At 63.0% G+C, this 12,931-nt stretch carries 16 protein-coding genes; 12 read left to right on the top strand and 4 right to left on the bottom strand.

Annotated elements, in window-relative coordinates:
• Positions 1 to 6 precede the first annotated feature (6 nt).
• The gene (locus BFQ04_RS00925) at positions 7 to 897 is read left to right on the top strand and encodes a pseudouridine synthase (protein WP_065949161.1); all 891 of its coding nucleotides are present in this window, start codon (positions 7 to 9) and stop codon (positions 895 to 897) included.
• 55 nt (positions 898 to 952) lie between these two features.
• On the opposite strand, the gene BFQ04_RS00920 is transcribed toward BFQ04_RS00925, so the two are convergent.
• Together BFQ04_RS00920 and mobA are read right to left on the bottom strand one after the other, a co-directional pair.
• Positions 953 to 1,174, bottom strand: coding sequence for a YgdI/YgdR family lipoprotein (locus tag BFQ04_RS00920; RefSeq protein ID WP_005786486.1), 222 nt, complete (start codon positions 1,172 to 1,174; stop codon positions 953 to 955).
• Positions 1,175 to 1,253: 79 nt separating this feature from the next.
• Complete coding sequence (gene mobA, locus BFQ04_RS00915) at positions 1,254 to 1,856, bottom strand: molybdenum cofactor guanylyltransferase MobA (RefSeq protein ID WP_065949214.1); 603 nt, start codon at positions 1,854 to 1,856, stop codon at positions 1,254 to 1,256.
• Positions 1,857 to 1,932: 76 nt separating this feature from the next.
• Here mobA and moaB point away from each other — a divergent pair, with 76 nt between their 5' ends.
• Both moaB and glp read left to right on the top strand, forming a co-directional pair.
• Positions 1,933 to 2,472: a molybdenum cofactor biosynthesis protein B gene (gene moaB / locus BFQ04_RS00910; RefSeq protein WP_065949160.1), complete on the top strand. Its 540-nt coding sequence runs from the start codon at positions 1,933 to 1,935 to the stop codon at positions 2,470 to 2,472.
• Positions 2,456 to 3,682 carry a molybdopterin molybdotransferase MoeA gene (gene glp, locus BFQ04_RS00905; RefSeq protein WP_065949159.1) on the top strand — a complete coding sequence of 409 codons (1,227 nt, stop codon included), beginning with the start codon at positions 2,456 to 2,458 and terminating at the stop codon, positions 3,680 to 3,682. The genes moaB and glp overlap by 17 nt, the downstream gene beginning before the upstream one ends.
• A gap of 182 nt (positions 3,683 to 3,864) precedes the next feature.
• On the opposite strand, the gene BFQ04_RS00900 is transcribed toward glp, so the two are convergent.
• The gene (locus BFQ04_RS00900) at positions 3,865 to 4,194 is read right to left on the bottom strand and encodes an EscU/YscU/HrcU family type III secretion system export apparatus switch protein (protein WP_065949158.1); all 330 of its coding nucleotides are present in this window, start codon (positions 4,192 to 4,194) and stop codon (positions 3,865 to 3,867) included.
• Complete coding sequence (locus BFQ04_RS00895; RefSeq protein ID WP_065949157.1) at positions 4,191 to 5,768, bottom strand: flagellar hook-length control protein FliK; 1,578 nt, start codon at positions 5,766 to 5,768, stop codon at positions 4,191 to 4,193. The genes BFQ04_RS00900 and BFQ04_RS00895 overlap by 4 nt, the downstream gene beginning before the upstream one ends.
• Positions 5,769 to 5,988: 220 nt before the next feature.
• Between BFQ04_RS00895 and ccmA the strand changes: the two genes are divergently transcribed.
• The 9 genes from ccmA to ccmI all read left to right on the top strand — a co-directional run bounded on the left by ccmA (position 5,989) and on the right by ccmI (position 12,923).
• Positions 5,989 to 6,624 (top strand): cytochrome c biogenesis heme-transporting ATPase CcmA, encoded by a 636-nt coding sequence (gene ccmA / locus BFQ04_RS00890; protein ID WP_065949156.1) that lies wholly within the window; start codon positions 5,989 to 5,991, stop codon positions 6,622 to 6,624.
• Positions 6,621 to 7,289, top strand: a complete 669-nt coding sequence (gene ccmB, locus BFQ04_RS00885) for a heme exporter protein CcmB (RefSeq protein WP_065949155.1) — start codon at positions 6,621 to 6,623, stop codon at positions 7,287 to 7,289. The genes ccmA and ccmB overlap by 4 nt, the downstream gene beginning before the upstream one ends.
• An 84-nt stretch (positions 7,290 to 7,373) precedes the next feature.
• The gene (locus tag BFQ04_RS00880) at positions 7,374 to 8,129 is read left to right on the top strand and encodes a heme ABC transporter permease (RefSeq protein ID WP_065949154.1); all 756 of its coding nucleotides are present in this window, start codon (positions 7,374 to 7,376) and stop codon (positions 8,127 to 8,129) included.
• On the top strand, positions 8,126 to 8,302 hold the full coding sequence (gene ccmD, locus BFQ04_RS00875; protein ID WP_057722744.1) for a heme exporter protein CcmD: 177 nt from the start codon (positions 8,126 to 8,128) through the stop codon (positions 8,300 to 8,302). Before BFQ04_RS00880 ends, ccmD begins: the two co-directional genes overlap by 4 nt.
• Positions 8,299 to 8,754: a cytochrome c maturation protein CcmE gene (ccmE, locus tag BFQ04_RS00870; RefSeq protein ID WP_065949153.1), complete on the top strand. Its 456-nt coding sequence runs from the start codon at positions 8,299 to 8,301 to the stop codon at positions 8,752 to 8,754. The genes ccmD and ccmE overlap by 4 nt, the downstream gene beginning before the upstream one ends.
• Positions 8,755 to 8,757: 3 nt before the next feature.
• A complete protein-coding gene (locus BFQ04_RS00865; protein ID WP_065949152.1) occupies positions 8,758 to 10,743 on the top strand; it encodes a heme lyase CcmF/NrfE family subunit in 1,986 nt (661 codons plus the stop codon).
• A complete protein-coding gene (locus BFQ04_RS00860; RefSeq protein WP_065949151.1) occupies positions 10,740 to 11,276 on the top strand; it encodes a DsbE family thiol:disulfide interchange protein in 537 nt (178 codons plus the stop codon). Before BFQ04_RS00865 ends, BFQ04_RS00860 begins: the two co-directional genes overlap by 4 nt.
• Entirely contained in the window at positions 11,273 to 11,746 is a 474-nt protein-coding gene (locus BFQ04_RS00855; protein WP_065949150.1) for a cytochrome c-type biogenesis protein, read from the top strand. Before BFQ04_RS00860 ends, BFQ04_RS00855 begins: the two co-directional genes overlap by 4 nt.
• The gene (gene ccmI, locus BFQ04_RS00850) at positions 11,739 to 12,923 is read left to right on the top strand and encodes a c-type cytochrome biogenesis protein CcmI (RefSeq protein ID WP_065949149.1); all 1,185 of its coding nucleotides are present in this window, start codon (positions 11,739 to 11,741) and stop codon (positions 12,921 to 12,923) included. Before BFQ04_RS00855 ends, ccmI begins: the two co-directional genes overlap by 8 nt.
• Positions 12,924 to 12,931: the final 8 nt, after the last annotated feature.

Here is a 12,931-nt window from a genome sequence, read left to right as displayed (position 1 = left end):
ATCTGCATGTCCACTTCCGGTTTTTCCCCTTCACAGCACCAAGCCAGCACCTTGTATCTGCCGCCTGGACCGTGGGTGACGGTGCTCGATTGCCTGTGCGAGCACTTCCCGGCGATTGCCCGTGAACAATGGCTGGACCGCATTGCCCGTGGGCGGGTGCTGGATAGCAATGGGCAGCCCATCAGGCTGGACCTGGCCTACAAGGAAGGCCTGTGCATCTATTACTTTCGTGAAGTGCCCAACGAGAAAGTGATTCCGGTACAGGAAACCATCCTGTACGCCGATGAGCATCTGGTGGTAGCCGACAAACCGCATTTTCTACCGGTGACCCCCGCGGGCGAGTATGTCGAACAGACGCTGTTGCGCCGTTTGATCCGGCGTCTGGACAACCCCGCCCTGGTGCCCCTGCATCGTATTGACCGGCATACCGCAGGGCTGGTGCTGTTCTCGGCCAATCCCGCCAGCCGCGCGGCTTATCAGCAACTGTTTCCCACGCGGCGTATCGATAAATTCTACGAAGCCATTGCCCCGGCCTTGCCTGGCCTGGCATTTCCCCTGGTGCACAAGAGCCGGCTGGTGGACGGTGAGCCTTTTTTCCGCATGCAGGAAGGCCCCGGTGCCAGCAATACCGAAACGGCGGTGCAGGTGCGCGAAAAGCACGGCGATCTATGGCGCTACGGCCTGTTCCCGGTCACCGGCAAGAAGCACCAGCTGCGTGTGCACATGACTGCGCTCGGGGCGAGTATCTGCAATGACCCGTTCTATCCCGATGTGATCAAGGACGCCGAGGACGATTACGCCAACCCGCTCAAGTTGTTGGCCCAGGGCGTGCGTTTTATCGACCCGATCAGCGGCCAGGTACGCACCTTTGGCAGTGAAATCACCCTGGACTGGTAAGTGCCGGAAACGACAAGGCCCGCGCGAGGCGGGCCTTGTGGGCAAGCGGTAAGGCTTACAAGTCTTTAACGGTGCGAACCTGATCCTTGTTGATGCGGGTGCGCTTGCCGTCAAGCTGTTGGAATTCGTAGAAGCCCGAATCTTCATCAAATTTCGGGGTGTCGACGGCCTGGATTTCGCGACCGTCATTCAGGGTGATCACTGTCGGCGAGGCGCAACCGGCGAGGGTGGCGAGGCCCAGTGCAAGCATGAGAGCGGCGATGGTCCGTTGAGTCATGAGTTTGTCTCCGAGAGAATACTTTTAAAATGCTGACCTTGTGACGTGTGCAACGCCGGCAAAGTTCCTGATGCAAGCCTCATTCTGACACGCCAGGCCTTGTGTGCAACAGGTCCGGTGTATTGAGATTCGCCAGGCGAGGGTCATCGGCCGGGCATTCCAGGCCCACGGCGCCCAGCTGCAGCAGGATTTTACGCGGGCTGCGTTCGCCGGCTTTCCAGGCCCGCTCCACCTGATCCTTCAAGGCGACAGGGATGATGCAGAGCAAGGGTTCCCAGAACTCGCCATGGCGCACCATCACCGGAACCTGCCGGTTGAGTCGTGCGGTCGCACGCAGGTCGGTCAGCAGTCGCGCATCGATTTGCGGCACATCACAGGGCAGGATCAGCAGATGCCCATGGCGTGCGGCGAAGAGTCCCGCACGGATACCGGCAAGTGGTCCGGGAAAGTCCGGGCTCTCGTCGCTCACCAGTTGATCGGCATAGGCCGCATACTGCCCATGGTTGCGGTTGCACGAAATGATCAGATCGTCCGTGAGCGGTCGTGCCAGGCGTTGCAGGTGCGCAATCAAGGGCTGGCCGCGCCACTCCAGCAGGCCTTTGTCCTGGCCACCCATGCGCTGGCCACGACCGCCGGCCAACAACAGAATCGAGCAGGGCAGGGGTAAGGATTCAAGGGGCATGAGGGTTCCGCTGCGGCAGGTAAACAGAGGCTTGTGATATAACATCGGGCTGTTCCTTCGACAACCGGACCGTGCCATGAAAGCCAAGGCTGATGCGCCTTTCGTACCTCTGAATATCGCTGTATTGACCGTCAGCGACACCCGCACCCTGGACACCGACACCTCGGGCCAGGTCTTCGTCGACCGCCTGACCGCCGCCGGCCACACCCTGGCCGAGCGTGTGCTGCTCAAGGACGACCTTTACAAAATCCGCGCCCAGGTTGCCCACTGGATCGCCGAAGACGTGGTGCAGGTGGTGTTGATCACCGGCGGCACCGGCTTTACCGGCCGCGACAGCACACCCGAAGCAGTAAGCTGCCTGTTGGACAAGCAGGTCGATGGGTTTGGTGAGCTGTTCCGCCAGATCTCCGTGGCCGATATCGGCACCTCCACTGTGCAATCGCGCGCCCTGGCCGGCCTGGCCAACGGCACCCTGGTGTGCTGTCTGCCGGGCTCCACCAACGCCGTGCGCACCGGTTGGGACGGCATCCTGGCCGAACAACTGGACAACCGTCATCGGCCATGCAATTTCGTGCCTCACCTCAAGCAGGCCGAGCCCTGTGAAACCCGTGGATAAGCCCGGTAAAACCGGCGCCTTGATGCCGGTGGAAGCGGCCTTGCAGCGTTTGCTGGGCATGGCCGACGCCGTGCCGATCCTCGAGCGCGAAACAGTACGCCTGGCCGAATGCGATGGCCGCGTACTGGCACAGGACCTGGTCTCCACCCTCGACCTGCCACCCTGGCCCAACAGTGCCATGGATGGCTACGCCCTGCGCGTCGCGGACTGGGCCGGCGCGCCATTGCCGGTCAGCCAACGTATTTTCGCTGGCAATGCGCCCGAGCCGTTGGTGCCCGGCACCTGTGCGCGCATTTTTACGGGTGCTCCGGTGCCTCAGGGTGCGGACTGCGTCGAAATGCAGGAAAACGCGATCATTCACGGCGATGAGCGGGTGGGTTTCAGCGAGCCGTTGCAAGCGGGCCAGAACATCCGTGCGCAAGGCCAGGAAACCACGGTCGGCGAGTTGGTGTTGCCGGCAGGTACGCGTCTGGGCCCGATCGAACTGGGCCTGGCTGCGTCGCTGGGGCGTGATCGCCTGGACGTGGTGCGCCGTGTGCGCGTGGCGGTGCTGTCGACCGGCGATGAGCTGATCGAGCCTGGGTTGCCCCTGGGGCCGGGCCAGATCTACAACAGCAACCGCCGCGTGCTGTGCAGTTGGCTGACGCGCATGGGCTGCGAAGTGATCGATGCCGGCATTCTGCCGGACGACCTGGAACAGACCCGCACACGGTTGGCCGGGTTGGGCAGCGTCGACTTGATCCTGTCCACGGGCGGAGTGTCGGTGGGCGAGGCGGATTTTCTGGGCATTGCCTTGCGTGAAGAGGGCGAGCTGGCGCTGTGGAAACTGGCGATCAAGCCGGGCAAACCGCTGACCTTCGGGCATTTTCGTGGCGTGCCGGTGATCGGCCTGCCAGGCAATCCCGCGTCGACCCTGGTGACTTTTGCCCTGTTGGCACGGCCTTACCTGCTGCGTCGTCAGGGTGTGGAGAACGTGCAGCCCCTGCGTTTCGAAGTGCCGGCCGGGTTCGTCTGGGCCAAGCCCGGCAACCGTCGCGAGTACCTGCGCGGGCGCATCGAGCAGGGCACGGCGATCATCTACCACAACCAGAGCTCCGGTGTGCTGCGCAGCGCAGCGTGGGCTGAAGGATTTGTGGAGGTGATGGAAGGGACCACATTAGCCGTCGGCGACCGAGTCAATTTCATTCCCCTGAACGAAGTCCTGAACTGACCTGGATCTGAATGTGGGAGGGCGCTTGCCTAAGGCTTTTTGTAGGAGCGAGCTTGCTCGCGAAAAACTCACAGGCGCTGCGTTCATTCAGAAAGCACGCGTTATCGTTGAGGTTTTTCGCGAGCAAGCTCGCTCCTGCAGACGGCGATGTACGCTTGACTGGCCGGTAGCTTGTGGATTACTCAGTAATCATCCCCACGCTCAGTGACATCGCGCTCCACCGGTCCCGCATCCGGGTCGTACCCCGCTGGAAACTTGCCCTTCAGCGTCCACGCAAACGCGATGATCTCTGCCACCGTGCGGTACAACTCCTCTGGAATACTGTCCCCCAGTTCCATGCGCGCCAGCAGCTTCACCAACTCGGCATTTTCATAGATGGGCACTTCGTTTTCCCGCGCCAGCTTGAGGATCGCTTCAGCCAGGGCCTCGTCGCCCTTGGCGGTCAGGGTGGGCGCTTGTTGGCCGTCGTACTTGAGGGCAATCGCCTGGCGGGGAGGGGCAGGGTTCTTCATGCGGTTTCATCCACCCAGCGTTGTTCCAGTCCGGTTTTTGGCCCGCGTGGCGGCGTGCCGAGGTGGCAATCCAGGTCGCCAACGTCGAGCCCGGATGCCACCAGGCGCTCGCGCAGGCTGCCCAGGTGATTTTCGATCAGGCTGGCGGTGAAGGCGCGGGTCGCCCACAACTGGCTGGAGAGTTTGCCCTGGGTCAATTGCGCCTGCACCTGCAACGGCCCCAGCGGCTCCATATCGAACGCCAGTTCGACACGCCAGAGCATGTGCCTGGGGTCTTTGCGGTCTTTGCGCTCGGGCTGCTCCTTGTCGGGCGTTGGCTCCTCGCGCTGGAACTTCACCTGCAAAGGGACGATGTCCTGCAGGTTGCGCATCGGAATTTCCAGTTGCCAGGTAGTTTGCAGGCGGCCGTCGGCGGTGGTGCCGGTCTGTTCCAGGCTCGACAGCTGATGGCTCTGCAATCGGGCGATCGCCCCGGCGGCCAGGCGCAGCAGGTTTTCCAGGTCGCTTTCGCCTTCCAGCTTGGCCATCAGCCGCTCGGGTAGCGGAAAACTGACCGGGGCCTGCCGCGCGCTGACCTGGCCCAGCGTGTTCAGTGGGCTGCGTACAAAATTGGGCAATACCTGGGCCAGCGTGTTGGCCGCAAGAATGGCGTTCAGGTTGGTACTGGCGGGCAGGGCAGGCAATAAGTCCGCGACAAGGCGCAGCAGTGCGCCCTTCATGTCCAGTGGTGGTATCTGGGGATTCTGCCCTGCGAGTAATCTGGCTTCCAGAAAGGCGCCGCTGTTCTGGATCACTTGAGCCAGGACTTTGGGGTTGCTGACCTGTGCCAGGTCGGGCAACGCAGCGAGCAGACGGTCGGCGGCGGCGCGCAGGTCGGCGGACGTGCTGTCGCCACGGGGCAGGTTTTGCAGGGCGGTGAAGACCGCATCCAGTGAGCCTTGGCGACTTTGCTGGGTCGACAGTTGCTGGGTGACCGCCAATTGATCCTTGAGTCCGCTCAGCGGCACAAAATTCAGGGTTTGCGCGTTCTGCACCACAGCGCTGAGCAAACTGCCCACGCGCAGCGGTTGTGGGCTTTCCACCGTCAGTGTCGCGCCGGCCAAGGCGTTATTGAGCACCGTCACCAACGAACGATAGATCGCCGGTTGCGCCGTGCCCTGGGGCAGCATCTGAGTGGTCAGTACCTTGGCTTGCAACAGCGTACCTTCCGGTACCTTGGCGGTATCGATGTGGGTGAGGGCGGCGACGTTCGCACTGAAGGCCTGTTGCAGGCTGAGGGCCAGGTTGCCCGCCGGCGTCTGGCTCACCGCCACATTGCTGCCCAAGGGCAAGGGCTGGGCGCTGCTGGCCTGCACCAGCGTCTGGCGGCCGCCGTCCAGGGTCAGCTTGAGCAGCAACTGAAAGGCTTCACCGCCTTGTTTAAGGGCGATGACTTCGGCATTCGCGGTTTTCCCAGGATCGATCAGCCCGATCTGCGGCTCCAGCAGTTTGAGCAGTGCGCCAGGCGCAGGCGCGGGGCTTTGCCCGGCTGCCGGGGTGGGAGGAAGCGTAGGAAGGTTGATCTCGCCGGTCATCGTGTGCATCGTCTCTGGGGAAATTGCTCTCTTTAGCGTAGGGCATCGCATGTTAGCGTAGGGCATCGCATGTATAATGCCGCCCGTCTGCAAAGAGAGCGCTAAAAACCTCACAACTATTTGATCCAGCTCTCTAAAATCGGTCGCCAAAGCCGTTATTGTGCTCCTTTCTATAACGGCCGCTGCACCGCCGACTTGAACCGTAAAGGCCCGCGATCTTTTGACCAGCCCTCTTCTTGAAGCCGTAGCGCTCTCCTGTGAACGCGACCTGCGCCTGCTGTTCGAGCACCTCGACCTGCGCCTGGCGGGCGGTGATATGGTGCAGGTCAGCGGGCCCAACGGCAGCGGCAAGACCAGCCTGCTACGGTTGCTGGCCGGGTTGATGCAGCCGACGGCCGGAGTTGTGCGCCTCAACGGCAAGCCCCTCGCCGAGCAGCGCACAGCACTGGCGCGCAGCCTCGTGTGGATCGGCCACGCCGCCGGTATCAAGGACGTGCTCACTGCCGAAGAAAACCTCGGTTGGCTCAGCGCCCTGCATCACCGCGCCAGCCGCGACGCCATCTGGCAGGCCCTGGCCGCCGTGGGCCTGAAGGGCTTTGAAGACGTTCCCTGCCACACCCTGTCCGCCGGCCAGCAGCGCCGTGTGGCCCTGGCGCGCTTGTATCTGCCGGGCCCGCCGCTGTGGATCCTCGACGAACCCTTTACCGCGCTCGATAAACACGGTGTCGCCCAGCTCGAGGAGCACCTGGCGAGGCACTGTGAGCAGGGCGGCACGGTGCTGCTTACCACCCACCACAGCTTGACCCGCCTGCCCGCCGGTTACCGTGACCTGGATCTGGGAAGGTGGTCGGCATGAGCGTATTCGCCCTGTTGGTCGCCCGCGAAGCACGGCTGTTGTGCCGGCGTCCGGCAGAACTGGCCAACCCGCTGGTGTTCTTCGCCATCGTGATCGCCTTGTTCCCGTTGGCGGTCGGTCCCGAGACTAAACTGTTGCAAACCTTGTCCCCAGGACTGGTGTGGGTCGCGGCGCTTTTATCCGTGCTGCTCTCGCTGGACGGGCTGTTTCGCAGTGATTTCGAAGACGGTTCCCTGGAACAGTGGGTCCTTTCGTCGCACCCGTTGCCACTTCTGGTATTGGCCAAGGTGCTGGCACACTGGGCTTTTTCCGGTCTCGCGCTGGTCTTGCTTTCGCCGTTGCTGGCGCTGATGCTGGGCTTGCCCGTCGAATGCTTGCCGGTGCTGCTCCTGTCCTTGTTGCTCGGTACGCCGGTGCTCAGCCTGTTGGGGGCGGTGGGCGCAGCGTTGACCGTCGGTTTGAAGCGCGGTGGCCTGTTACTGGCCCTGCTGATTCTGCCGTTGTACATCCCGGTTCTGATCCTCGGCAGCGGCGCTTTGCAGGCCGCGCTGATGGGAATGCCGGCGACCGGTTACCTCCTGTGGCTTGGCAGCCTGGCCGCCCTGGCGGTAACCCTGACACCCTTTGCCATAGCGGCCGGCCTGAAGATCAGCGTCGGCGAATAATGAGGTCTGGCCAGGCGTGACACGCTTGGCCAGTAAAGACCCTACGCTTCTTGCCGCGACAAGAAGCAACCGTGAGAAACAGCAATGAACTGGACCTGGTTTCACAAGCTCGGCTCGCCCAAATGGTTCTATGGCATCAGCGGCAAGCTGCTGGCGTGGTTGAGCGTCGCCGCCGTGTTGCTGATCGGCATCGGTCTGGTCTGGGGCCTGGCCTTTGCGCCACCGGACTATCAGCAGGGCAACAGCTTTCGCATCATCTATATCCATGTGCCCGCCGCCATGCTGGCGCAGTCCTGCTACGTGATGCTCGCGGTATGCGGCATCGTCGGCCTTGTGTGGAAGATGAAGCTCGCCGACGTTGCCCTGCAGTGTGCCGCGCCCATCGGCGCGTGGATGACTGCCGTGGCGCTGGTCACCGGCGCGATCTGGGGCAAACCCACCTGGGGTTCGTGGTGGGTGTGGGATGCGCGGCTCACGTCGATGTTGATCCTGCTGTTCCTGTACTTCGGCCTGATCGCCCTGGGCAATGCGATCAGCAACCGCGACAGCGCCGCCAAGGCCTGTGCGGTGCTGGCGATTGTCGGCGTGATCAACATCCCGATCATCAAATACTCGGTCGAGTGGTGGAACACCCTGCACCAGGGCGCCACCTTCACCCTCACTGAAAAACCGGCGATGCCGGTGGAAATGTGGGCGCCGCTGTTGCTGATGGTGTTGGGCTTTTACTGTTTCTTCGGCGCGGTGCTGCTGATGCGCATGCGCCTCGAAGTGCTCAAGCGTGAAGCCCGCACCCGTTGGGTCAAGGCTGAAGTCCGAGCCAGCCTGGGAGCGCGTGGATGAGTTTTGCTTCTTTCAGTGATTTTCTCGCCATGGGCCACCACGGCCTGTATGTCTGGACGGCCTATGGCATCTGCCTGGCGGTGCTGGCCCTCAACGTCGCCGCGCCGCTGCTGGCCCGTAAGCGTTACCTGCAACAAGAGGCGCGTCGTCTGCGCCGGGAGACCGATAAGTGAATCCGTTGCGCAGAAAGCGTCTGTTGATCATTCTCGCCATCATGGCCGGCGTCGGCATTGCCGTGGGGCTGGCCTTGAGTGCCCTGCAGCAGAACATCAACCTGTTCTACACCCCGACCCAGATCGCCAATGGCGAAGCGCCGGTCGATACGCGCATCCGCGCCGGCGGCATGGTCGAGAAGGGCTCCTTGAAGCGTTCCGCAGACTCGCTGGATGTGAGCTTCGTGGTCACCGACTTCAGCAAATCTGTGACCATCACCTACCGCGGCATCCTCCCGGACCTGTTCCGCGAAGGCCAGGGCATCGTCGCCCTGGGCAAGCTCAACGCCAGTGGCGTGGTGGTGGCCGATGAAGTACTGGCCAAGCACGATGAAAAATACATGCCGCCCGAGGTGACCAAAGCCCTCAAGGACAGCGGCCAATCCTCCCCAACCCCTGCCAAGGAGGGCTGAGTCATGAGCGCCGCTTTGTTTATTCCGGAACTCGGCCAGTTGGCGATGATTCTTGCCCTGTGCTTTGCCATCGTTCAGGCCGTGGTGCCGTTGCTCGGCGCCTGGCGCGGTGACCGCCTGTGGATGAGCCTGGCGCAGCCGGCCGCCTGGGGGCAGTTCGCGTTCTTGCTGTTCGCCTTCGGTTGCCTGACCTACGCGTTCATGACCGACGACTTTTCCGTCGCCTATGTCGCCAATAACTCCAACAGCGCATTGCCCTGGTACTACAAGTTCAGCGCCGTGTGGGGCGCCCACGAAGGTTCGCTGCTGCTGTGGGCGCTGATCCTCGGCGGCTGGACCTTCGCCGTGTCGGTATTCTCCCGCCAGTTGCCGCAGGTCATGCTGGCGCGGGTGCTGGCGGTGATGGGCATGATCAGCATCGGTTTCCTGCTGTTCCTGATCATGACGTCCAACCCGTTCAGCCGCATCCTGCCGCAGATCCCCGTGGACGGGCATGACCTCAACCCACTGCTGCAAGACATCGGCCTGATCGTGCACCCGCCGATGCTCTACATGGGCTATGTCGGCTTTTCCGTAGCCTTCGCCTTCGCCATCGCCGCCTTGCTCGGCGGGCGTCTCGATGCGGCCTGGGCGCGCTGGTCGCGGCCATGGACCATCGTTGCCTGGGCCTTCCTCGGCATCGGCATCACCCTCGGTTCGTGGTGGGCTTATTACGAACTCGGCTGGGGCGGCTGGTGGTTCTGGGACCCGGTGGAAAACGCCTCCTTCATGCCCTGGCTGGTCGGCACCGCGCTGATTCACTCGCTGGCCGTCACCGAAAAACGCGGCGTGTTCAAGAGCTGGACCGTGTTGCTGGCCATCGCGGCATTTTCCCTCAGCCTGCTCGGCACATTCCTCGTGCGTTCCGGGGTGCTGACGTCGGTGCACGCGTTTGCTTCCGACCCTGCGCGCGGCGTATTCATCCTGATCTTCCTGCTGTTTGTCGTCGGCGGTTCGCTGACCCTGTTCGCCCTGCGCGCGCCAGTGGTCAAGAGCCAGGTCGGCTTCAACCTGTGGTCGCGGGAAACCTTGCTGCTGGGTAACAACCTGGTGCTGGTGGTGGCGGCGTCGATGATTCTGCTCGGCACCCTGTACCCCCTGGTGCTGGATGCCTTGAGCGGCGCCAAGCTGTCCGTCGGCCCGCCGTACTTCAATGCCTTGTTCATTCCGTTGATGGGCCTGCTGATGGTGGTGATGGCGGTCGGTGTGCTGGTGCGCTGGAAAGACACTCCGGTGAAATGGCTGGCCGGCATGCTGATGCCGGTGCTGCTGGGCAGTGTGGCCCTGGCCGTGATCGCGGGGGTTGCCTACGGCGACTTCAACTGGGCGGTGCTCGCCACGTTCCTGCTCGCTGCCTGGGTGTTGCTGGCCGGCGTGCGCGATATCGCCGACAAGACCCGCCACAAGGGCCTGATCAAAGGCTTGCCGACCTTGACCCGCAGCTACTGGGGCATGCAGATCGCCCACATCGGCATCGCTGTCTGCGCCCTGGGCGTGGTGCTGTCGAGCCAGAACAGCGCCGAGCGCGACCTGCGCCTGGCTCCCGGCGAGTCCATGGACCTGGGCGGTTACCAGTTCATCTTCGAAGGCGCCAGGCACTTTGAAGGGCCGAATTTCACTTCAGACAAAGGCACCGTACGCGTGGTGCGCAACGGTAAGGAAATCGCCGTGCTGCACCCGGAAAAACGCCTGTACACCGTGCAGAGTTCGATGATGACCGAGGCGGGTATCGATGCCGGTTTCACCCGTGACCTGTACGTGGCGTTGGGTGAACCCCTGGGCGACGGCGCCTGGGCGGTACGCGTGCATGTGAAACCGTTCGTGCGCTGGATCTGGTTCGGCGGCTTGCTTACCGGGTTGGGTGGTGTGCTCGCGGCGCTGGACCGGCGGTATCGGGTCAAGGTCAAGAGCCGGGTACGTGAAACCCTCGGCATGGGAGCGGCAGTATGAAGCGTGGGTTGATGGTGTTGCCGCTGGCAGCATTCCTGGTGGTGGCGGTGTTCCTCTATCGCGGCTTGTACCTGGACCCGGCCGAGTTGCCGTCGGCCATGATCGGCAAGCCGTTCCCGGAATTCTCGCTGCCCACTGTACAGGGCGACAAGCAGCTGACCCGCGCCGACCTGCTGGGCAAACCGGCGCTGGTCAACGTGTGGGGCACCTGGTGCATCTCCTGCCGCGTCGAACACCCGGTGTTGAACAAACTCGCCGAGAAGGGCGTGGTGATCTATGGCATCAACTACAAGGATGACAATGCAGCAGCCTTGAAGTGGCTGGCCGAATTTCATAACCCGTACCAGCTGGATATTCGTGATGAAGACGGCAACCTGGGTTTGAACCTGGGCGTATACGGCGCCCCGGAAACCTTCTTTATCGATGCCAAGGGCGTGATCCGCGACAAGTACGTCGGCGTGATCGACGAGGGGGTGTGGCGCGAGCAATTGGCGGCCAAATACCAGGCCCTGGTCGATGAGGCCAGACCATGAGGCGCCTGTTAGCTGCCGTGGTCCTGGCGCTGGGCCTGGCCGGTGTGGCCCACGCCGCCATCGACACCTATGAATTCGCCAACGACGGCGAGCGCGAGCGTTTCCGCGAGCTGACCAAGGAACTGCGCTGCCCCAAATGCCAGAACCAGGACATCGCCGACTCCAACGCGCCCATCGCCGCCGACTTGCGCAAGGAAATCTTCCGCATGCTGGGGGAGGGCAAGGACAACCAGCAGATCATCGACTTCATGGTCGACCGCTACGGTGATTTTGTGCGCTATAAACCGGCGCTTACCGGCAAGACCGCGCTGCTCTGGTTCGGCCCCGCCGGGCTGTTGCTGACCGGCGTAGTGGTCATGGCCGTCATCGTGCGCCGTCGCCGCGCCGGGCCTGCCGATGGCAGCGACGCGCTGTCCCCCGAAGAGCGTAAACGTCTCGACCAACTGCTGGACACCAAGACCGATGATTGATTTCTGGCTTGCAGCCGGCCTGCTGCTGTTGATTGCCCTGAGTTTCCTGTTGATCCCTGTCCTGCGCGGCCGTCGTGCCCAACGCGAAGAGGATCGCACCGCGCTGAACGTGGCGCTGTATCAAGAGCGCGTTGCCGAACTGCAAGTGCAGCGCGACGAAGGCGTCCTGAATGCGGCGCAACTCGATACCGGCCGCGCGGAAGCGGCGCGTGAATTGCTGGCCGATACCGAAGGTGTGCAAACGCCGCGCGAATCACGCCTGGGCAAGCCTCTGCCATTGTTGGCGGCGTTTCTTGTGCCGGTGCTGGGCGTTGCGCTGTACCTGCATTATGGCGCGAGCGACAAGGTCGGGCTGACCCGCGAGTTCTCCCAGCCGCCGGTGTCGATGGCCGACATGACGCAGCGCCTGGAACGTGCCGCGGCGGCCCAGCCGGATTCAGCTGAAGGCCTGTACTTCCTCGGCCGTGCCTACATGGCCCAGGATCGCTCCGCCGATGCCGCCAGGGTGTTTGAGCGCAGCGTTGCCTTGGCCGGTCGCCAGCCCGAGTTGCTCGGGCAGTGGGCCCAGGCGCAGTATTTTGCCGACAACAAACAGTGGTCGCCCAAGGTTCAGGCGCTGACCGACGAAGCCTTGAAGCTCGATCCAAAGGAAGTCACCAGCCTCGGCCTGCTCGGTATTGCCGCCTTTGAAGGCCAGCGCTATCAGGAGGCTATCGATTACTGGAATCGTCTGCTGGCGCAACTGCCGCCCGAAGACAATTCCCGCGTTGCGCTGCAAGGCGGCATCGATCGCGCTGCGCAGAAGCTCCGGGAGAGCGGCGGCACTGTCGCGCAAAAGGCCGTGCTGAAAGTGCGCGTGGACCTGTCCGCCGAAGTGAAAGCCAAGGCCCTGCCGGGCGACAGCGTGTTTATCTTCGCCCGCGCCGTCAGCGGCCCGCCTGCGCCGCTCGCGGCCAAGCGGGTCACCGTTGCCGAGTTGCCGGTCACCGTCGAACTGGGCGATGCCGACGCGATGATGCCGCAGTTGAAACTGTCCAACTTCCCTGAAGTCCAACTGGTTGCGCGCATATCCCGGGCAGGTGTTCCAACCGCTGGCGAGTGGATCGGCCGCAGCCAACCCTTGGCCAGCACCGCCACTGCGCTGCAGCAGCTGACCATCGACAGTCCGGACAAGTAATTCGAGGA

This window comes from Pseudomonas sp. 37 R 15, assembly GCF_900004865.1.
Taxonomy (GTDB): Bacteria; Pseudomonadota; Gammaproteobacteria; order Pseudomonadales; family Pseudomonadaceae; genus Aquipseudomonas; species Aquipseudomonas fluorescens_AM.
This window is presented reverse-complemented; position numbering and strand designations above follow the sequence as displayed.

Bases quoted from the DNA above. Each gene is read 5' to 3' on its own strand.
- BFQ04_RS00925 (WP_065949161.1), top strand. From the start codon at position 7: ATGTCCACTTCCGGTTTTTCCCCTTCACAGCACCAAGCCAGCACCTTG.
- BFQ04_RS00920 (WP_005786486.1), bottom strand. From the start codon at position 1,174: ATGACTCAACGGACCATCGCCGCTCTCATGCTTGCACTGGGCCTCGCC.
- mobA (WP_065949214.1), bottom strand. From the start codon at position 1,856: ATGCCCCTTGAATCCTTACCCCTGCCCTGCTCGATTCTGTTGTTGGCC.
- moaB (WP_065949160.1), top strand. From the start codon at position 1,933: ATGAAAGCCAAGGCTGATGCGCCTTTCGTACCTCTGAATATCGCTGTA.
- BFQ04_RS00900 (WP_065949158.1), bottom strand. From the start codon at position 4,194: ATGAAGAACCCTGCCCCTCCCCGCCAGGCGATTGCCCTCAAGTACGAC.
- BFQ04_RS00895 (WP_065949157.1), bottom strand. From the start codon at position 5,768: ATGACCGGCGAGATCAACCTTCCTACGCTTCCTCCCACCCCGGCAGCC.
- ccmB (WP_065949155.1), top strand. From the start codon at position 6,621: ATGAGCGTATTCGCCCTGTTGGTCGCCCGCGAAGCACGGCTGTTGTGC.
- BFQ04_RS00880 (WP_065949154.1), top strand. From the start codon at position 7,374: ATGAACTGGACCTGGTTTCACAAGCTCGGCTCGCCCAAATGGTTCTAT.
- ccmD (WP_057722744.1), top strand. From the start codon at position 8,126: ATGAGTTTTGCTTCTTTCAGTGATTTTCTCGCCATGGGCCACCACGGC.
- BFQ04_RS00865 (WP_065949152.1), top strand. From the start codon at position 8,758: ATGAGCGCCGCTTTGTTTATTCCGGAACTCGGCCAGTTGGCGATGATT.
- BFQ04_RS00860 (WP_065949151.1), top strand. From the start codon at position 10,740: ATGAAGCGTGGGTTGATGGTGTTGCCGCTGGCAGCATTCCTGGTGGTG.
- BFQ04_RS00855 (WP_065949150.1), top strand. From the start codon at position 11,273: ATGAGGCGCCTGTTAGCTGCCGTGGTCCTGGCGCTGGGCCTGGCCGGT.
- ccmI (WP_065949149.1), top strand. From the start codon at position 11,739: ATGATTGATTTCTGGCTTGCAGCCGGCCTGCTGCTGTTGATTGCCCTG.